Genomic DNA, 19,669 nt, shown 5'->3' on the forward strand with positions numbered 1-19,669 from the left:
TTTTAAAAATTTAATATCGTTCTTTATGGTATTCAAGAAAATTCACCTGTTTTAACTAATAAGTTTTAAAACTGAAAATAAATAAAGGTACTTACCTGAGACAATGATATAAATGACCATACGAATAATATAATCAAAAATGCAGTGTACTTTTTAGAAGGAATACCTTTATACGCAATTTTTCTGGCATTTTTATTAAGTATTACTATTGCTGAAATAACTAACAAAATAAGCCAGCTGATTACATATATGATGCTTGTATATTGCTTTGCAAACAGATTAGTTGCGGTTATTATGAGATAGTTTTCTGAAATATCAAGCATTTCAGAGGTTTTATACATAAATCCGGGCCATATAAATATAAAAAGTTGTTTAAAAAACTGAATAGCATATTTAAGGTCCTGTGATCTGAAAAATACGAGAGATATCTGAAATACAATAAATGTAAATATATTTCCAAGCCATTTTGGAATAACAAATAAGGGCTTATTTCTAAGAAGATAATGCTTTTTAATATCTCCGGTTACTGCTATGATTCCAAGGTCATCCCAAACAACCATCAGTCCCATTAATAATCCCCAGCAGATATATGTCCAACCTGCTCCATGCCAGAAACCGCTTAAAATGAAAATAATAAGGACATTCAATGCGGTTCTGAGATTTCCCTTTCGTGAACCGCCAAGAGGAATATATACATATCTTACGAAAAATCTTGTAAGAGTCATGTGCCATCTTTGCCACAGATTACGTACACTTATAGCTTTATAGGGAGAATCGAAATTTTGGGGCAGCTCTATGCCTAACATAATACTGACGCCCTCTGCCATGTCACAATAACCTGAAAAATCAAAATATAATTGAAAAGTGTAGGATAAAAGCACAAGAAGTCCTGTGATTGTATCCATATAATAAGTGTACTTAAAGCCATAATCCACAATTTTAGAAAGGTTATCACCAAGTAAAACCTTCTTTGAAAGACCGATAATAAAGAGCTCCACTCCTATTCTGAAATTGGCAGGATTGGCAATTCTTCTTGTTCTATCTCTGAACTGAGAAATAATTTCGTAAGGAAGGGCTATTGGTCCCTGTACTATTTTTGGAAAGTAAGTTATATAAAGCAAATATTCTGAAAAACTTACATTTCCAAGTCTTTCTTCAACCTTTAGTGTATTATTCTTCTCTCTGTACTGATCTATTAGAAATGCAATTTGTGAAAAAGTATAAAAACTTATTCCTACAGGGAGAATTATATTGAGTTCTGAAAAGTCTTTATTTAATACTGAGTTGATATTCGAAATAAAGAAGTTAGAATATTTAAAATAACCTAACAGTAAAAGATTGAGACAAATACTGGATATAAGAACCGGTTTATTTTCTATCTTTTTAGATAAAAGATAATTTACCAGACTTGAGGCCAGAAGTATAATTACGAAATTTACTGAAAAAAATCCGTACAAAATCAAAGAAGCTGCTATAAGAAAAATATCAGCCAGCTTCCACTTTTCGATTTTATTGAGCCCGTACCAAACTATGAGTACAAGCGGTAAATATATTAAAATAAAAGAAAATGAATTAAACGACATGTATCAATTATATGATGCAAACTCGAAAAGGTCAAAAGTCATCCTCTAATTCTTAAGATTTTCTTTATTTTTTTATTTAGAGTCTATTTTTAATTGCTATTTCCATGCTTCTAATTTATCATGCTATTAACTTTCAACCAGTAATAAATTTGGAAAAATAAGATGATAAAAGGCTTTAGTAAATTTGCAACCATTGCTTTAGCTGTAAGCAGTATGCTATTTGTCTGTTCATGTGGCAGTTATGAAAATAGTATACTTAACACTTATGACAAAGCAGAAAATGGTGACAATAATGCATATGAATATGTTTATGAATTCAATGATATAAGTTTTAATATGTCATCAAATTCTGAGTATACCTGCGTAGAAAGCAATAAAGACGGTATATATGGTCTGAAAAAAACAAGCAGTGAAGGTCATACAAATTACAGTTTTTTAAGTCTTAAAAATGATGATACCAAGCCAAAAGAAACTTTTATTGGATCAGGAAATTATGATTTTGAGAAAGTTATAATGGGCAGTGATGGATGCTTTTATGTTATCCGAACTTTTTATCCGGAAAAATCTGCAGTACAGGAAACTGGAAGCGATAACTCTTTATCAAAGACCGGAACCAGGAGACTTGTTAAATATTCATCTTCCGGAGATGAATTGTGGAAAACATTTTTATTGGATTCGGATAAAAATGCAAATTCCAGAAATATAGCATATTTAAAAAATAAAGGGATATTGATTTACACAAAAACCGGATTCTCATTCTATGATGAAAATACTGGAAAGGGAAAATTTCTAGAAATTGAGGATAATGGTAATGTTCATAACGATCGAATTCTGATTACAGGACAGGATGGAAAAGTTTTTGTCTTTGAAACTGATAGTGAGTGGAATTATGTAATATATGAATTTGATGTAAAAAAGATGACGCTCAAAAATAAAAAGGATGCTCCTGATGGAGTATATACATCGTCATACCTTTTTACAGGTATCTCCTATGATTTCTATTATGTGGATAATGAATGTGTTTACGGATTTAATTTTGGAGATAAAAGTGTTGATAAAATTTGTAGTTTTATAGATTCCGGTTTTTATATAGATAATACGGTCATGTTTAATGAAATATCGCCAGGAAATTTTAGGATTATTGCTTCCTATAACGAAGATACCGGCAAGATTTATTCCATGACAAAAAAAGAAAAAAATACTGATGATAAAACTGTAATCACTATTGGAACAGCTTTTACAGATGAAAACATAAAAAAGAGAATCATAGATTTTAATCAGAATAATGATAAATACATGATAAAGATCAAAGAATACTCTGATGGAGGGTATTCAAGCTATTATTCAGTTTATAAATCGATGAATGAGGATATTGAATCAGGAAATGCACCGGATATTCTGGTTTTAAATTCCTATTCATCCATAGATTCGTATATATCAAGAGGATTTTTGGAGCCTCTCGATTCATATCTGAAAGAAGATACTGAAATACAGAAAAATGACTATCTTCACAATATAACTGAACTTCAGAAAAGGAATGGAAAAACCTATATGATAATTCCATTCTTTTCAGTTGATACCTGTGCAGTGTCAAAAAATCATCTGGATGGAACAAGTGTAAGTCTGCAGAATTATCGGAATATATGTAACAAGCATAATATAAAAATTCAGTATATGCTTGGAGATGTACATTTTGAAGGCATTGATGATTTTTATACTACATCCGGATTTGATTTCATAGATTTTGAAAATAATACCTGTGATTTTGAAAACTACAAATTTGTAAATCTTCTGATTTACCTAAGAGAGATTAAGAAACTTGAAGATAATAAAGGACCACGAATTGGTCAGGATAGTTATAGAAATGAAAATGCACTACTACTCCCCTATTTCATAACTTCATTTGAGGATTATAAAATAATAAAAGACGGATATTTTGGAGAAGATATAGTATTTAATGGATATCCTTCTATCGATGGTGGATCATCCTATATTAATCCCTGGATGATGTTTGCTATCAGTAGCTCAAGCAATAATAAAGAAATCGCATGGGAGTTTATCAGATATTTCCTGCTGGATGAATATCAATACAGTATTGACTGGGGATTCCCGGTTAATGAGAAGGCACTTGATATAATGATGGATGCTTCCTGCCATGAAAAATACTATATTGATGAAAATGGACATAAGATAATAACAAAAAGTAAAACAACAATCGGCGACAGGATTTACTCTATAAAGTCTCTTAACAAGAAAGAGGCAACGGAGTTAAAGTCATTTATAATCAAAATAAATAAGCTAAGGCATCAGGATACTGAGCTTATTGGAATAATAAGTGAAACTGCAACTCATTTTTATAATGAAGAAATAACAGCAGAGAGAGCCTCAACTTTAATTCAACACCGTGTGGAAGAATATTTAAGAAAAGAATAAAAAAGAAAAAACTGTAAGAATTCTTATTTCAATTAAGGAGTCTTACAGTTTTTTAGAATTCTGAATTAATAGGAACTAGTGCTAATGTCGTCAAATAAGTCGACTTTATCACTTACCTGAATTGTCCTCTGCTGCGTTATCATCAATCGCAGTATCGCCCGATACGACTCATTCCTCCGTTTTACAGAAGAACAATTAATACAGTTATAAACTTCTTAGTAGGAACCCATTTCGTGGAACAAATCATAGGAATCCTGAAGATGTTGTCTTATATTTGTAAAATCTTTATTAGCTACTGCTGTATACAAAGTATCAACAAGGAACAGCTGTGCAAATCTTGAGCTTGTTACACCACTCTTCTTGTCAATCTCGGGAGAAGTCGTAAAAAGTACGTGGTTACATCCCTGTGCCAGTGGACTGTTACCGAGTTTTGTAATTGCTATTGTCTCTGATTTTTTCTCATTTGCAATTTTAAGAATTTGCATGATTTCTTCTGTTCTGCCTGAATCGCAAAGGAAAATGGCTACATCATCTGACTGAAGCTGAGCAGCATTCATCAGGCTATTATGGAAGTCCTCATTGTATGTCACATTATAAGAAAGTCTTTGGAATTTGGTGAAAAGATCATATGCTGCAAGAGAGCTGCTACCAACACCAAATATGCGGATCATTCTGGCAGCTACAATAGCATTAACAGCACCCTCAAATGATTGAGTATCAAAGAGTCTATAGGTTGTCTGAATTGCCTGGGAACTGGTAGCACATATATTGTCAGCTATAGCCTGCATGGAAGTATATTGATTGATATCCTTGAATTCTATATGTGGTGATGCCTTTTCCGCTTTCTTGGCATCAGAAAAAATTTCTCTTTTTAATCCCTTTAGGCCGGAATACCCAAGTGATTTTGAAAATCTGCTCCAGGTCGCCTGAGTAGTACCGGAAGCTTCGGCTAATTCTGCTACAGTGTTATTATAAATACTTGAATCATTTTTTAAACAATAATCAGCTGCCTTTTTTTCTTCTCTTGTAAGATTGGCATAAACACTTTTAATTCTTTCTTCTAATAATGACATAGTCCTTCTCCATTTTCTTTAAGTGAGAACAACATAAATAACCATTTATAGTATAACGCAAAAACAGTAACTACATTATTAAATAACAATAATATCTTCGCGTAATTATTAAAATTCTATAAACGATAAAATGTATATTAATTATTTGCTATACTATTTAATAGTTATTACTATATTTTTTTTGGCATAAGTTAAGAAAGGAGATATTAGGCTATGAAATGGGTATGCGCTGTTTGTGGATATGTACATGAAGGTGACGAGCCACCAAAGGAATGTCCGATTTGTCATGCACCTGCAGAAAAATTCAGTAAGCAGGATGGAGATTTGACATGGGCAGCTGAACACGTTGTTGGAGTTGCAAAGGGGGCTCCGGATGATATTATTGAAGACCTCCGTTCCAATTTCAATGCTGAGTGTTCAGAAGTTGGTATGTATCTGGCTATGAGCCGTCAGGCGTATAGAGAGGGTTATCCCGAAATTGGTGACTATTATACAAAGGCTGCTTTTGAAGAGGCAGATCATGCATCCAAGTTCGCAGAACTCTTAGGAGAGGTACTTACAGATTCAACAAAGAAGAATCTTGAAATGCGTGTAGATGCTGAGAATGGTGCTACAGCAGGAAAAACTGATCTGGCTAAAAGAGCTAAAGCTCTTGATCTTGATGCTATTCATGATACGGTTCATGAAATGGCAAGAGACGAGGCAAGACACGGAAAAGCATTCAAGGGACTTCTGGACAGATATTTCAAATAATAGTATTAAAGAGTGCAAAGCAAACGTTTTGCACTCTTTATTTGAGATGAGCACTTGACGAGGTATGCTATAACTTGTTATTTTTCCAGGATTTGATAAAGTAATCTTAAATAAAAATTTAGTGAAAGTGAGTATAATATGAGTTATAAAATCGGAATAATAGGTGCAATGGAAATTGAAGTGGAAAGCCTTAAAAATGAAATGTCTCTTTCCAGAACACTTACCAAGGCAAATATGGAATTTAACGAGGGCAAGATTGGAAAGATAGATGTTGTTGTGGTTAAGAGCGGAATCTGTAAGGTAAATGCTGCTCTTTGTGTACAGATTCTTGTGGATGATTTCAAGGTTACTCACATCATCAATACCGGTGCAGCAGGTTCACTTGATGCAAAAATTGACATTGGAGATTTCGTAGTATCAACTGATGCTGTTTATCATGATGTTGATGCTACTATATTTGGTTATAAAAAGGGTGAAATCCCTCAGACGGGAAGGCTCGAATTTACAGCCGATAAATGGATGATAGATAATATTAAAAAAGCTGCAAAAGATGCAAATATTACAGGAAAGCTCTGGGATGGCAGAATATGTTCAGGAGATCAGTTTATATCTGATAACGCTGTAAAAGATAGTATCAAGAACGAGTTTGGCGGACTTTGCTGCGAAATGGAAGGTTGTGGTATTGCTCAGGCATGCGCACTCAATAATATTCCATTCGTAATTTTAAGGGCTATCTCTGATAAAGCTGACGGAAGTGATATCATGGATTATCCTGAATTTGAGAAAAAAGCTGCCAGGGACTGTGCTGCTCTTACAGAAAGCTTTATAAAGGGAATTGAATAAAGGTATTTCAAATCTCATTTTTTGTGCATAAGAATCCCCTCATTACCGGGTTATCCTGTAATGAGGGGATTTATAGTAAATATAAATTTTGGTTTTCTCTCAGAAAAACAGAAGCCGTACCGGACTAGTGCAGCTTTAATCTTTAGATGAAAGCGTATCTGGCATTAGCCTGAAAATCACATAGATTTCTCATCGGCGGCATATATTGCCTTAAGAATGATAGGTGTAAGTACTGAACTAATCACGATCAAAAGTATTACTGCCGTAAAATATCTGCTATCAATAATATCAGCCTTTAGACCTCTTTGAGCAACAATAAGAGCAACTTCTCCTCTTGTCATCATTCCGACACCAATCTTAAGTGAATCAGATGGTGTATAACCAAGAATCTTAGCCACAAGACCACATCCTACAACTTTTCCTAAAAGACCAACAATTACAAAAGCAATTGAAAATGCAAGAATTGTCAGATCAACTGTTCGTAGATTTGTCTGAAGTCCAACACTGGCAAAAAATATAGGACCAAATATCATATATGAATTGATATCCATCTTTCTGTCTATATATTCTGAATCATCAAGAGAACTCAAAATTATTCCTGCAACGTATGCGCCAGTAATATCAGCTACTCCAAAATACTTATCTGCGACATAAGCAAGTATAAAGGCAAGAGTCATTCCTATGATCGGAATTCTTCTTGTGTGAGGCCATCTCTCATCAAGTTTCTGCATGATTTTGAAAATAACTATTCCCAGGACAAGTGAAAGAGCAAAGAATAAAACAGTTTTTATACATACCGCTCCCAAATTGGCATTAGGATCTTTTAAACCAAGTACAGCTGTCAGAACAACGATACCTATAACGTCATCGATGATTGCCGCACTCATTATTGTTGTGCCTACATCAGTGGATATTTTGCCAAGCTCTTTAAGTGCCTGAACAGTAATACTTACTGATGTTGCTGTGAGTATGGTTCCTATGAAAAGTGCCTGCATGAATCCTGTGGATCCCGGAGCCTGAAATCCGTAGAAGCACATAAAAAGTATAGTTCCAAAAATAAGAGGTATTGAAACACCTGAACAGGCAAGAATTGTAGCTTTGATTCCTGATTTCTTCAAGTTATCAATATCTGTCTCAAGGCCTGCACTGAACATTAAAAGAATTACGCCTATTTCTGCCATGCCTGCCAGAAAGTCATCTGTGGAAACTACATTCAAAAGTGTGGGGCCAATAAGAAGACCCGCAATGATCTCTCCTGCAACCTGAGGAGCTTTTAGCTTTCTTGCTATAAGACCGAAAGCTTTGGCAGTTATGATAATAATTGCAAGATTTCTTAAGATTTCTAAAGTATCCATTTCCATTTCTCCGAATTAATTTTTATTATAAAAAATGTTTCAAGATAGCATTTTATGCCTAAATAATAGTTTTATCAAGATTAATATAATTAAAATTAATCAATATTTAATTAGTTAATTGTTGCGACATCATTCATGTTTTGTTAAACTTGAACGCGAAAGTGGAAAGAATCAAAGACAGGAGGATTCTACAAATGGTTAATTGGAAAAACCTTGATACACTTGATTCCTACAAGGAATTGGGAAATGTTAAACACATTGATCTTGTTTCAGCTATGACCGGTGAGTCAGGAGCAGAGAGAGTAAAGAAATACTCAGTAAAAATGGCAGCAGGACTTAATTATAATTATGCTGCTAAGGAAATTGATGACGATATCCTTTCAGCACTTGATAAGCTTGCCAAGGAAGCTCAGCTTTCAGAGAAATTTGAAGCTCTTTATAACGGCGAAGTTATTAATACAGGCGAGAAGAGACTGGTTCTTCACCAGTTGACCAGAGGCCAGCTTGGAAATGATGTAGTAGCTGATGGTGTTAATAAACGTGAATTCTATGTAAAAGAGCAGAAAAGAATTGCAGATTTTGCAGATAAGGTTCACTCAGGTGAAATAGCAAATGAGAAGGGTGAGAAATTCACAACTGTAGTTCAGATTGGTATTGGTGGTTCAGATCTTGGCCCCAGAGCAATGTATCTTGCACTTGAGAACTGGGCTCACAGAACCGGAAACTTCAAGATGGAAGCAAAGTTCATCAGCAACGTAGACCCTGATGATGCATCTGCAGTACTTAGTTCAGTAGATGTTGCACATTCTATTTTTATCCTTGTATCAAAGTCAGGTACTACACTTGAGACTTTGACAAATCAGTCCTTTGTTATGGATGCGCTTAAAAAGGCCGGACTTAATCCTGCTAAGCACATGATTGCTGTTACTTCTGAAACATCACCTCTTGCTAAGAGCGATGATTTTATAGAAGCATTCTATATGGATGATTATATCGGTGGAAGATATTCTTCAACTTCAGGTGTAGGTGGAGCAGTGCTTTCACTTGCATTTGGTCCTGAAGTATTTGCAGAATTCCTTGATGGTGCTGCAGAAGAAGATAAACTTGCTGCAAACAAGGATATGATGCAGAATCCTGCTATGTTAGATGCTCTCATCGGCTTTTATGAGAGAAATATTCTCGGCTATCCTTCTACAGCAGTACTCCCCTACTCACAGGGACTTAGCCGTTTTCCTGCTCATCTTCAGCAGCTTGATATGGAATCAAATGGTAAGAGCGTAAATAGATTTGGTGAACCCATTGATTATGTGACAGGCCCTGTAATCTTTGGTGAACCAGGAACAAACGGACAGCATTCATTCTATCAGCTTCTTCATCAGGGTACAGATGTTATCCCGATGCAGTTCATTGGCTTTAAGAACAGCCAGTTACAGAATGATGTTGATATTCAGGGAAGCACAAGCCAGCAGAAGCTCTGTGCAAATGTTGCAGCTCAGATAGTTGCCTTTGCATGTGGTAAAAAGGATGAGAACCTTAACAAGAACTTTAAGGGTGGTCGTCCTTCAAGCATAATTATAGGTGATGAGCTTAATCCCAAGTCACTTGGTGCACTCCTCTCCCACTTCGAGAATAAGGTAATGTTCCAGGGATTCATATGGAATCTCAACAGCTTTGATCAGGAAGGCGTTCAGCTTGGTAAGGTACTTGCAAAGAAAGTTCTTGCACACGAAACAGATGGCGCACTTGCTGTTTACAGTAATCTGCTTAATATTTGATCAATATAAATTTAAAGACCTCAGTTTTCTGATTTCAGATAACTGAGGTCTTTTAGCATCTATTATTTTGAAGCAGCTTCTTCTATGATTTTAATGATTGTTTCAGTAGCACCGGACTGGTTACTGTCATGCATCTTCTGTATGAATTTTTCTCTGTTTTCATAAACATCAAAAATGCTTTCCACCAGAATATCTTCATCAAGTTCTTCATTATCAATGACAACTGAAAAGCCCTGCTGCTCGAAGGATTTCGCATTTATTATCTGATCTCCTCTGCTGCTTTTTGCAGATAAGGGAATAAGTACGTTGGGCTTTCTAAGAGCTGCCAGTTCACATATGGCATTCGCACCGGCTCTTGAAACAACAACATCAGACATGGCGAAAATATCTTTCATCTCATTTTTTACATATTCAAACTGTTTGTAACCTTCCATGTTTAGTTTAAGGTTATCCATCTTCTCTTTTCCACATAAATGAACTATGTTGAAAGTAGGTAGAAGTCTTGGAAGTGCATATCTTATGGTTTCATTTATACTCTGGGCACCGAGACTGCCACCTGTTACCATGATCACCGGTTTATCATCAGTAAATCCGCAGAGCTTTTTACCTGCCTCCTTTGAACCCTGAAGAAGTTCTTTTCGGATTGGAGTACCCGTAAGTACAGCCTTGTCTGCAGGAAGAAGATCCAATGTTTCAGGGAAGTTGCAGCATATAGTCTTTGCTGAGGAAAAACTAAGCTTGTTCGCAAGGCCGGGAGTCATATCTGATTCGTGGAGAACACAGGGAATACCCAGTGTAGCGGCTGCACGTATGACAGGAACTGAAACAAATCCTCCCTTTGAAAAGACAACGTCAGGCTTAATTTTCTTAAGAATCTGCCTGGCTTCAACAAAGCCCTTTATTACACGGAAAGGATCGGTGAAGTTTTTGGGATCAAAATATCTTCTTAGTTTTCCTGTTGAAATTGAATAATAAGGTATATGAAAATCTGCTATCAGCTTCTTCTCAATTCCTTCGTGGGATCCTATATAGTTGATTTCATATCCAAGCTTTTTAAGTTCAGGAATCAGCGCCATATTCGGTGTAACATGACCTGCTGTACCTCCGCCTGTTAATACGATTTTCTTAGACATATCAAATATCTCCTCTAATAACGACAGTTTATTATCTTATAAAGTCCAGTCGGATGTCAGTACCGTTACCCACTCACTTCGTTCATGGACGGTACCAGGCTCCTTAATTCATAAGATTATCATAAAAATGACCGGTATGTTCATAAATCTTCAGGAAGCTCATAAAGGATATATCCTTTATCCATTGCTCTGATTTTTGATCTTTTTATTATCTCCATAGCTGTTTCTTTCAGCTCAGGATTCTGATCCATTGCGTTTTCATCCACCAGAAGAAGTTTAACGGCCTCATCTGACAAATCCGGGAATCTGGTGTTTACTTCATCTATTGTACTTATAAGATACACTCTTTCGTGTGAAATGGTAAGGTCCATTGGAGGCTCATAATGAACTTCGTTAGTAAATGAAAAACATACATCATTGTAGTCAGTATTTCTATATAAAAATTCATCCAAGGTATAATCGGCTTCACCATCTCTTGATGCTATATATTTTGAAGTTGAAGTAGGAACACCTGTTATAAGTATTATTATAAAGAAGCTGATTCCAAATGCCGGGATCAATGGAGCAATTTTGTGACCAAGGAAATAGGTACTACCGTTTGATTCATGGCCCATATTAATTGCCCTGACATAACTAATTGCTGCTATAGGAGCGGTCATAGCTACGCACCATCCGGCTTTCATCATTGAAAACTCATGCACAGCTGAATGATTTTTAAGCAGGATTATCTGAAATGCTACCGAGATATAGGCTGCCACAATCAGTGAAATATCAGTATTTGTAAATATAGTTTTTAATCTTGAACCTTTCTTTAAGGTAAGAAATGCAATTATCAGTGAAACAACCTGGAAAAGACTTAAATAAAACATAAAACTTCTCTGCTCCTGAGTAAATGCAGAGGTGTAATTTTCAATAAGTCTTGCTACTATGGCAGAAAAACTGTCATCTCCACCTGTTCTGAATTTCAATTTGTATATAAGAGTATCAAGCCAACCGTCTACAAACTGTAGCTGGACGAAAAAGGTCAAAATAGCAACGACTACCGGTACTGCATAAGAAAGACCTGTTGAAATAATAGTTTTGATTTTATTTTTATTAAGTGCTACACCTATGATACGCATAAGGAATACAAAGAACGCTAGAATCCAGAAGTAATAATCTGTAAGTATTCCTGCGTAGATAGTAACAAAGTGGAGTATGTGCAGAACAATAGTTGCATATTTATGATTCTTTAGCTGCGGAGTATAAAGAAGAAGCTCCAATAGCAAAAAGATCATTACATAGAATATGACACTCTGATCTGTAAAGAAAACGTTTGGAAGATACCATGCATTTACAGGAAGAAGCATCCATAGAACGACTGTGGATACTGATATTATGGCATCAGAAAGCAGACTGCCGATTTTGTGTTTCCAAAGAAGTATGAATATAAAGCTTGAAAAAAGCAGTGACTCAATGGCAAAAAGAACCGTTTGCAGGTGTTTAACAAATGAGATATTGATCATGCTCTTTCCCGCAAGCTTAGCACATAACCAGACAAGTACAATATGTCCGCTGGGATAGCTTATGAAGGGTACCCTGTCATTAAAGCTCTGAAATTCTATAGAGCGATAATTCTCACAGGCAGTGAAATGCATTTTGGCTGCACCTTCTTCGAGCCAGATATTTACATATTTGACGGTTGATGCTGATTGCCATATATTATCACCACCCATATTTGTATATCTGATAGGATATTTAAAATTGAAAAGTGTAAGAAAAATTAAAAGTGTTATCAGATTTACAAGAAAAAAATAAAGCGGAAAGTTTTGAAATTTCTTCATTTATAAGTCCTCTATACATAATATCATTCTGTTCATACTACCACATTTTCTGCTATAATTGAATTCGATTTTAATATACTAAAGGAGCGTCTGATGGAGAAAACGAGCCAAATGCCTGATTATATTAATAGAATATGGGGTAGAATTCCCAAAACTCTTAGATTCTGCTTTTTTACGAGTTTGATAACAGGACTTTTGGTACATTTTTTCATGATTTCAAATAAAATTACAAACCTTGACGACCTTGTCTGTGTACCGGGAGTTGGAGGAGGTAAGGTCCTTGGAAGGTGGTTTCAGGAACCTGTTCATGATCTTTTTTCTCCCTGGTCAAGTCCTGCTTTTAATGGAATAATGGCGATAATCTTTATTGCCTTATCAGCATGTGTAATATCTACGATTCTTAGGGTAAACAGTATAACAGGGGCGATGCTTATCGGCTTAATGATGATCACTCTGCCAAGTACGGCAAGCAATATGTACTATATGTATCTTGCTCCTACCTTTGCACTTGCAATTCTTGCCAGTGTAATAAATGTCCACATCACTATCAAGTACAAATTCGGCTTCATATTGGGAGCATTATTACAGTTTTTAAGTATGGCATGCTACCAGGCATATTTTGGATTATCAGCATCGCTGTTCGTACTGGCATATCTTCTTATGCTGATGGACGGAATGAATATTGTACTGGTAATAAAAAAGGGACTTAGAAGCCTTATTGGACTTATTATTGCCATGGCAGGATATCTTATAAGTCTGAGATTCGTTGACTTAAGCGATTATAAAGGACTTAGTGATATAGGTCATAGCTCACTACAGGATATATTACTTTCTGTATTAAGGGCATATCACAGAGTTATGCAATATTTTGTTACTGCCCCGGAAAGCTTTATGAAGGGGGCACCTACTCTGTTTAACAGAGCTCTTTGTCTGCTTCTTATTGTTTCCATCATTCTTTTATTTGTTTGGAAAAAGGTATTTTCAGAGCTTTTAAGAGGAATACTGTCAGTTATATTATTATTGATACTTCCATTGGCATTGGGACTTGTGTATGTAATGGCGCCACAGCTGTCTCATGCATCAACAGTTATGATATATTCCTACAGCGTATTTTATTTTTTCCTTATAGCTGTCATGGAGAGACTTGTAACAAAAAAGGAAGGCGCAGGAAAGAAAATTGCTGTTTTGATTTCCTCGCTGATTTTTATTACTCTCCTATTTGAGGGATATGCAAGTGCCAGAGTTGTAAATAATGCATATTACAGAAGCTATGTAGCTCAGAATCGTGTTATGCAGTACTACAACAGAATAATTACTAAGCTTGAGGAAACTGAAGGATATAAATATGGTGAGCCAATGGCTATACTTGGTGGATTTTATCCTGATCCACTTCCGATTGCCAGCCACAATATGAATGGTAAGGAACTGGTTGATTTTGAAGGTGCAACGCTTGAAGATCTCTTATTCCTTCCGTCTAACAGAGACAGATTTATTCAGATTTTCCTTGGAATAGATACAGGTGATGTAACCATGGAAAAGAAAGAAAAACTGATGGCTACTGATGAATTTAAGAACATGCCCTCGTATCCGGCTGATGGCTGCACAGGAATAATTGATGGAATCTTTGTTGTAAAACTTAATGAATATGACGGTTAAAAAAGAATAGTGTAGCTGTTTTTATATTTCCCCACTATATTATTTGATAGTCGAGTTAATATAAAACAGCTACACTATTTTTAATACCCGGTCTTTTCCATTAATGAATCAACCTTATTCCAATATTTATCGGGATCAACGTATGCACCTGCCACATGGTCTGCACCAAGAATCAGACAATACTGCTTGGGAGCGGTGCATTTTTCATAAAGTCGTGAACACATCTGAGGATCTATCAGCTTATCCTCATCTCCATGTATAAACAGGGTAGGTGTTTTTGATTTTGAAACTGCTTTCAGAACATCTATCTTATTTATGTCATAACCACATCTTATCAAAATCAGAAACCGCAGGATAAAGAGCGCAACAGATACAGGAATAAAAGCATTAAATGATTTATATACTGCTGCAAATTCTTCTGACAAAGTGGTATAACTGCTGTCTGCTACTGCAAAAACTACATTATCAGGAAGCTTTTCTCCGGTAGTCATGAGGGTGATTGCGGCACCCATACTTGTTCCATGGATAAGAATGTGAGCATCCTTGTCCATGTGAGTAATGTAGTAAATCCATTCCATTATGTCCAGGCGGTCAAAGTAACCATAACCTGTGTAATCACCTTCACTTAAGCCGTAGCCTCTGTTATCAGGCAACAGTACATTGATACCCATGTCATGATAATGCTTTGCATACAGTGACATAAATTCTCCGTCACTGTTAATTCCATGAATACATATTGCATACTTATGACTGTCTGTATCGGCTTTAATAAGATGGGCGTGAAGCTTCAAACCGTCAATTGAATTTATATACACATCTTCTCTTGATGGAAGTGATCTGAGCCATTTTATAGCCTCGCTATCAACAGGTGAGGAATCAATTTCCTCTTGGGTTTTCTTTTTAGGTACGACTGCCATGTTATAAAATATTGAGGCAGCTGCGGCTCCTCCTCCCATAAGGGCTGCGAATAAGCCTAAAAATACGAAATTTCGCTTTTTGCTCATAGGAACCTCCTTAAATATTAATGTACTAAAATTTTAGCAAATACTAATAAATTCTGCAATTGATGATGCTCACCATAGCACATATTTACTAAATATGGTATTATTAATCTAACTGATATTTTGCAATTATTTTTTCTTGAATGTATATGAGGGGTACAGATGTTAGAAAGAAAACTTGCAGAGAAATTCAGGAAGCTTTACACTGAAAACTCTTTAAAGCTTAAAAATTATGAAGATCAGCTTTTTACTCTGCAGGATCCATTCGACTGGATTCAGCTTCTTTCTGAGCGCTCTTATGTAATGCGTGAAGTATATGCTGAAAATGAGGAACTTATGGCAGAACTGTGGGATAATTGTTCTGATGAGATAACTCCTGAGGAAGCAGAGCTTTTATATGATCTGGCGATTGGTTTCTTTTTTGATGGTCATCACGATTTTGTTGTGTTGACGGAATTCTGTGAACGCATCCTTCCGGTTTTTATTGATATTGATGAGCCGGAGTTTCTGGTTGCAATTTACCATGTCTTAGGAAGTGAATATGCTAAATTTTATCGATCAGTAGGCGATGATAAGGGAATGCACACTGCACTGGATTATTTTCGCAAATCTGTGGCAGAGGCTGAACGTTATTCACAGATTTCAAGCCCCGAAATCAGAGAATTCATTTTTCAGGATTATTCCAATTTATTGATTTATTTATCGGGATTTCAAAATAACAAAAGTGAGAGCATAAAGCTATATGATGATGCCTGGACGCTTTGGGAAAATGAAAATGTCCAGGATTTAGATGCAGACAATGAGAATATCAAGAAGTCTCTAATGACAATCGAGGATGCATTTGTAGCCAAGAGTAAAGGTATTGATTCCTTATCTGATGATGACAGAGAAAGGTATCTGGAGTTATTTAATAAAGCCGCAAAAAGATCCGCTAATAATGGCGGAGCAGACAAAGGATCACCTGAATTCAGAACCTGTATAACCTACAAATGGCTTCGTGGCGAAATGTCATCAGAGGAAATACTTAATGATCTGATAGATAGCATCAATGATATTATCCCCACACCGGATTTTGAGAATGATGATCCGGTGAATTTTGAACTTGTAATGCGACATTTTAAATATGCATGTACTGCGATAATGGTCCTTGGTTCAATGAAACTAAAGGCATCGGCACTCGAAGAATGGACAGATAAATTTCTTCCGAAGTCCATGCAGATTTTATCAAATATACCATATAGATTTTTTACCGGAGATATGCAGCCTGTCTGTGAAAGATGGTATCAGGCTGTTGAACCTATGCTGGAAGGTGAGCTTAATAAAGTACAGCTCATTATGAAAATGATAGTAAGACGGCAACCGTTTACATATATACACTCACAGATGGTAGCCAAAATAGCAACACTTATAGGTAAGGCAATAATTGAAGCTGATCCTGACCTGCTTATTGGTGTAAGAAGCATAGAATCATCAGCAGAAGTTCAGAAAAATAAAGCATACCTGCTTTCATTTATTACTATAAGCGGATTGGTTCATGATATCGGTAAGTGCTATATTCCGGATACCATAAACAGACAAAACAGAAGTCTTAATACCAAGGAATATGCAACTATAAGAAAGCATTCAGAGGTAGGATACAGAGAAGCACAAAAGAACGCCGCACTCAGACCTTATGCGGATGTTATTTTGGGACATCATAAGCATTTTGACGGACTGCATGGCTATCCGCTGGTATATGACAATACCAAGTCACATATAAGAGTGATCATTGATCTTATATCCATTGCAGATTCTGTAGAAGCAGGAACAGATACACTTTCAAGAAGCTATACCAAGGGCAAGGATTTCAAGAAGCTTTTAAAGGAGCTTCAGGCTGAGGCAGGAACGAGATATAATCCAAGGATAGTGAAGGTTATCGAGAAAAACCATGAACTTATAGAAGAACTTGAAAATCTGACCGGACAGGGAAGATATGATTTATATTATAAGGCGATGCAGGAAATTTTGGGTAAAGAAAAACAAGAAATACCCGATATATAATATATGAGTCATTGGTGGTAATAAACACCACAATGGATTGTGTTTTCCAGTTGATATGAAAAAAATAATGTTTTCCTGTGCGCCAGGTTCAATACAGATTTAAATTTCAGAGGAATTCAATAGTCTATGATATACTTAAGGAGCACACATGCGCTTTAGAACCAGGCTGATGATTACATCAGCAACTATAGTTATATTACCTTTTATCCTGGTCGTTGCTTCATTTGTAGTCATACAGAATTCAGTGGCAAATTCATATACCAGCCTGATAACGTACATGGTGGTAGCTTTTGCACTGATCATGATAGCAACCAGTCTTATTCTTACGGCATGGCTTAGAAAGGGTTTTTTTGAACCGGTCGATGAATTAAATGTGGCCATGCAGCATATTAAGGATGGGAATTTTGATTATATGCTGCCAACCGATATTGGGGATAAAGGTGAGATTGGCGAACTTTATAGAAATTACGAGGATATGAGGCTAAGGCTCAAGGAATCAGCTGACGAAAAGGTTATCAGGGAGGGTCAGAATAAGGAACTCATAAGTAATATTTCCCATGATCTTAAAACTCCCATAACTGCGATCAAGGGCTATTCACAGGGACTTCTTGAGGGAGTTGCCGATACGCCTGAGAGACAGATGAAGTATATTCGTACCATATACAATAAAGCTAATGATATGAATAACCTCATCAACGAGCTTACCCTATATTCAAGTATAGATAATAACAGAATCCCTTATAATTTTACCCGGATTGTTGTGGGAGATTATTTTGGTGACTGTATAGAAGAAATAGGAATGGACCTCGACAGTAAGGACATAAAGCTTAATTATGCAAACCTTACAGCTCCTGATACACAGATAGTGGCTGATCCGGAGCAGCTTAAGAGAGTGGTCAACAATATTGTAAGTAACAGCGTTAAATATCTTGGACGTGACGATGGTACCGGAACAATAGATGTAAGAATACTTGATGAAGTTGATTCGGTCAGAGTTGAGATTGAGGATAACGGAAAAGGAATAGGTTCTCAGGATATTCCGAATATCTTTGACAGATTCTACAGAACAGACTCCTCCAGAAACAGCAAACAGGGAGGAAGCGGAATAGGACTTTCAATAGTAAAGAAGATCATAGAGGATCACGGTGGATACATTTGGGCGACCAGCCATGAGGGAGAGGGTACCTGCATGCATTTCGTTCTTCGTAAATACATGGAGTATCATGAAAAGGCTGACGGAGAAGCTGTGGTAGAACATGATTTTGAGAGTGTATAAACAATAAAAAGATTGGAGGCCAATGGTATGAGCAGAATACTTATAGTTGAGGATGAAGAAGCGATTGCTGACCTCGAAAAAGATTACTTGGAACTTTCTGATTTTGAAGTGAAAATTGAAAACTCCGGTGATGTTGGATTACAGACAGCTCTGAACGAGGAATTTGATCTGGTAATATTGGATCTCATGCTTCCGGGAATGGATGGATTCGAGGTATGTAAGAAAATTCGTGAGAAGAAAGATGTTCCAGTTCTTATGGTATCAGCTAAAAAGGATGATATCGATAAGATAAGGGGGCTTGGGCTTGGTGCGGATGACTATATAACGAAGCCTTTTAGCCCTTCAGAGCTTGTTGCCAGAGTAAAAGCACACATGGCGCGTTATTCAAGACTTGTCGGAAGTGGACATGAATCAAACGATGTTGTTGAGATCAGAGGTCTCAGGATTGACAAGACTGCCAGAAGAGTATACGTGGATGGCGGAGAAAAGAGCTTTACAACTAAGGAATTTGATCTTCTCACATTCCTTGCTGAGAACCCTAATCATGTGTTCACCAAAGAAGAATTGTTCCGTAAAATCTGGAATATGGATTCAATTGGTGATATAGCAACAGTTACAGTGCATATAAAGAAGATTAGAGAAAAAATTGAATTTGATACTTCCAATCCCCAATATATTGAAACAATATGGGGCGTTGGATATCGCTTTAAAGTTTAATCATATAAATGCTAAGCGTTTGCAGTTTTTGGCTGCAAACGCTTTTTTTGTCATATCAGAAAATCCGTTGGATTTCTTATATGACAAAAAAAGATATTCATAAATAAATTTTTTTATGCTAAAATAAAAATTGTATTCAATTTTTATTTACTGTATCTCTGTTAATCAAATATCTGAGATAGGTTCTATAAATCCAACACAGAATTTA

14 protein-coding genes are annotated in these 19,669 nt (G+C 36.1%); 8 read left to right on the top strand and 6 right to left on the bottom strand.

Features of this window, described 5'->3' with window-relative positions; translation table 11 throughout:
- Positions 1-65: 65 nt before the first annotated feature.
- The gene (locus G622_RS0100265; RefSeq protein ID WP_242832927.1) at positions 66-1,457 is read right to left on the bottom strand and encodes an MBOAT family O-acyltransferase; all 1,392 of its coding nucleotides are present in this window, start codon (positions 1,455-1,457) and stop codon (positions 66-68) included.
- Between the two features lie 288 nt (positions 1,458-1,745).
- Here G622_RS0100265 and G622_RS0100270 point away from each other — a divergent pair, with 288 nt between their 5' ends.
- Positions 1,746-4,016, top strand: a complete 2,271-nt coding sequence (locus G622_RS0100270; protein WP_026509019.1) for an ABC transporter substrate-binding protein — start codon at positions 1,746-1,748, stop codon at positions 4,014-4,016.
- Positions 4,017-4,231: 215 nt separating this feature from the next.
- Here G622_RS0100270 and G622_RS0100275 read toward each other — a convergent pair whose 3' ends face one another.
- Positions 4,232-5,089 carry a MurR/RpiR family transcriptional regulator gene (locus tag G622_RS0100275; RefSeq protein ID WP_026509020.1) on the bottom strand — a complete coding sequence of 286 codons (858 nt, stop codon included), beginning with the start codon at positions 5,087-5,089 and terminating at the stop codon, positions 4,232-4,234.
- A 213-nt stretch (positions 5,090-5,302) separates the two neighbouring features.
- Between G622_RS0100275 and G622_RS0100280 the strand changes: the two genes are divergently transcribed.
- Positions 5,303-5,842, top strand: a complete 540-nt coding sequence (locus tag G622_RS0100280; RefSeq protein ID WP_026509021.1) for an NADH peroxidase — start codon at positions 5,303-5,305, stop codon at positions 5,840-5,842.
- A 138-nt stretch (positions 5,843-5,980) separates the two neighbouring features.
- Positions 5,981-6,685, top strand: a complete 705-nt coding sequence (locus G622_RS0100285) for a 5'-methylthioadenosine/adenosylhomocysteine nucleosidase (RefSeq protein ID WP_026509022.1) — start codon at positions 5,981-5,983, stop codon at positions 6,683-6,685.
- Between the two features lie 176 nt (positions 6,686-6,861).
- Here the strand turns inward: G622_RS0100285 and G622_RS0100290 are convergent, their stop codons facing one another.
- Entirely contained in the window at positions 6,862-8,040 is a 1,179-nt protein-coding gene (locus G622_RS0100290) for a cation:proton antiporter (RefSeq protein WP_026509023.1), read from the bottom strand.
- Between the two features lie 194 nt (positions 8,041-8,234).
- Here G622_RS0100290 and G622_RS0100295 point away from each other — a divergent pair, with 194 nt between their 5' ends.
- A complete protein-coding gene (locus G622_RS0100295; protein WP_026509024.1) occupies positions 8,235-9,815 on the top strand; it encodes a glucose-6-phosphate isomerase in 1,581 nt (526 codons plus the stop codon).
- 62 nt (positions 9,816-9,877) lie between these two features.
- Here G622_RS0100295 and G622_RS0100300 read toward each other — a convergent pair whose 3' ends face one another.
- Positions 9,878-10,948: an undecaprenyldiphospho-muramoylpentapeptide beta-N-acetylglucosaminyltransferase gene (locus G622_RS0100300; protein WP_026509025.1), complete on the bottom strand. Its 1,071-nt coding sequence runs from the start codon at positions 10,946-10,948 to the stop codon at positions 9,878-9,880.
- A gap of 140 nt (positions 10,949-11,088) precedes the next feature.
- Entirely contained in the window at positions 11,089-12,771 is a 1,683-nt protein-coding gene (locus G622_RS0100305) for a hypothetical protein (RefSeq protein ID WP_026509026.1), read from the bottom strand.
- 111 nt (positions 12,772-12,882) lie between these two features.
- On the opposite strand from G622_RS0100305, the gene G622_RS0100310 reads away from it, so the two are divergent.
- Complete coding sequence (locus tag G622_RS0100310; protein ID WP_026509027.1) at positions 12,883-14,427, top strand: glucosyltransferase domain-containing protein; 1,545 nt, start codon at positions 12,883-12,885, stop codon at positions 14,425-14,427.
- 80 nt (positions 14,428-14,507) lie between these two features.
- Here G622_RS0100310 and G622_RS21110 read toward each other — a convergent pair whose 3' ends face one another.
- A complete protein-coding gene (locus tag G622_RS21110; RefSeq protein ID WP_044956888.1) occupies positions 14,508-15,431 on the bottom strand; it encodes an alpha/beta hydrolase in 924 nt (307 codons plus the stop codon).
- A gap of 159 nt (positions 15,432-15,590) precedes the next feature.
- Between G622_RS21110 and G622_RS0100320 the strand changes: the two genes are divergently transcribed.
- The 3 genes from G622_RS0100320 to G622_RS0100330 all read left to right on the top strand — a co-directional run bounded on the left by G622_RS0100320 (position 15,591) and on the right by G622_RS0100330 (position 19,461).
- On the top strand, positions 15,591-17,468 hold the full coding sequence (locus G622_RS0100320; protein ID WP_026509028.1) for an HD-GYP domain-containing protein: 1,878 nt from the start codon (positions 15,591-15,593) through the stop codon (positions 17,466-17,468).
- A gap of 148 nt (positions 17,469-17,616) precedes the next feature.
- Positions 17,617-18,744, top strand: coding sequence for a sensor histidine kinase (locus G622_RS0100325; RefSeq protein ID WP_026509029.1), 1,128 nt, complete (start codon positions 17,617-17,619; stop codon positions 18,742-18,744).
- Between the two features lie 27 nt (positions 18,745-18,771).
- The gene (locus G622_RS0100330) at positions 18,772-19,461 is read left to right on the top strand and encodes a response regulator transcription factor (RefSeq protein WP_026509030.1); all 690 of its coding nucleotides are present in this window, start codon (positions 18,772-18,774) and stop codon (positions 19,459-19,461) included.
- The last annotated feature ends 208 nt before the right edge of the window (positions 19,462-19,669 follow it).

The sequence above is a fragment of the Butyrivibrio sp. LC3010 genome (assembly GCF_000424385.1).
GTDB lineage: Bacteria > Bacillota > Clostridia > Lachnospirales > Lachnospiraceae > Butyrivibrio.

Coding starts and splice junctions, on each gene's coding strand:
- G622_RS0100320 (WP_026509028.1), top strand. CDS start 15,591: ATGTTAGAAAGAAAACTTGCAGAGAAATTCAGGAAGCTTTACACTGAA.
- G622_RS0100275 (WP_026509020.1), bottom strand. CDS start 5,089: ATGTCATTATTAGAAGAAAGAATTAAAAGTGTTTATGCCAATCTTACA.
- G622_RS0100310 (WP_026509027.1), top strand. CDS start 12,883: ATGCCTGATTATATTAATAGAATATGGGGTAGAATTCCCAAAACTCTT.
- G622_RS0100270 (WP_026509019.1), top strand. CDS start 1,746: ATGATAAAAGGCTTTAGTAAATTTGCAACCATTGCTTTAGCTGTAAGC.
- G622_RS0100330 (WP_026509030.1), top strand. CDS start 18,772: ATGAGCAGAATACTTATAGTTGAGGATGAAGAAGCGATTGCTGACCTC.
- G622_RS0100295 (WP_026509024.1), top strand. CDS start 8,235: ATGGTTAATTGGAAAAACCTTGATACACTTGATTCCTACAAGGAATTG.
- G622_RS0100325 (WP_026509029.1), top strand. CDS start 17,617: ATGCGCTTTAGAACCAGGCTGATGATTACATCAGCAACTATAGTTATA.
- G622_RS0100280 (WP_026509021.1), top strand. CDS start 5,303: ATGAAATGGGTATGCGCTGTTTGTGGATATGTACATGAAGGTGACGAG.
- G622_RS0100290 (WP_026509023.1), bottom strand. CDS start 8,040: ATGGATACTTTAGAAATCTTAAGAAATCTTGCAATTATTATCATAACT.
- G622_RS0100305 (WP_026509026.1), bottom strand. CDS start 12,771: ATGAAGAAATTTCAAAACTTTCCGCTTTATTTTTTTCTTGTAAATCTG.
- G622_RS0100300 (WP_026509025.1), bottom strand. CDS start 10,948: ATGTCTAAGAAAATCGTATTAACAGGCGGAGGTACAGCAGGTCATGTT.
- G622_RS21110 (WP_044956888.1), bottom strand. CDS start 15,431: ATGAGCAAAAAGCGAAATTTCGTATTTTTAGGCTTATTCGCAGCCCTT.
- G622_RS0100285 (WP_026509022.1), top strand. CDS start 5,981: ATGAGTTATAAAATCGGAATAATAGGTGCAATGGAAATTGAAGTGGAA.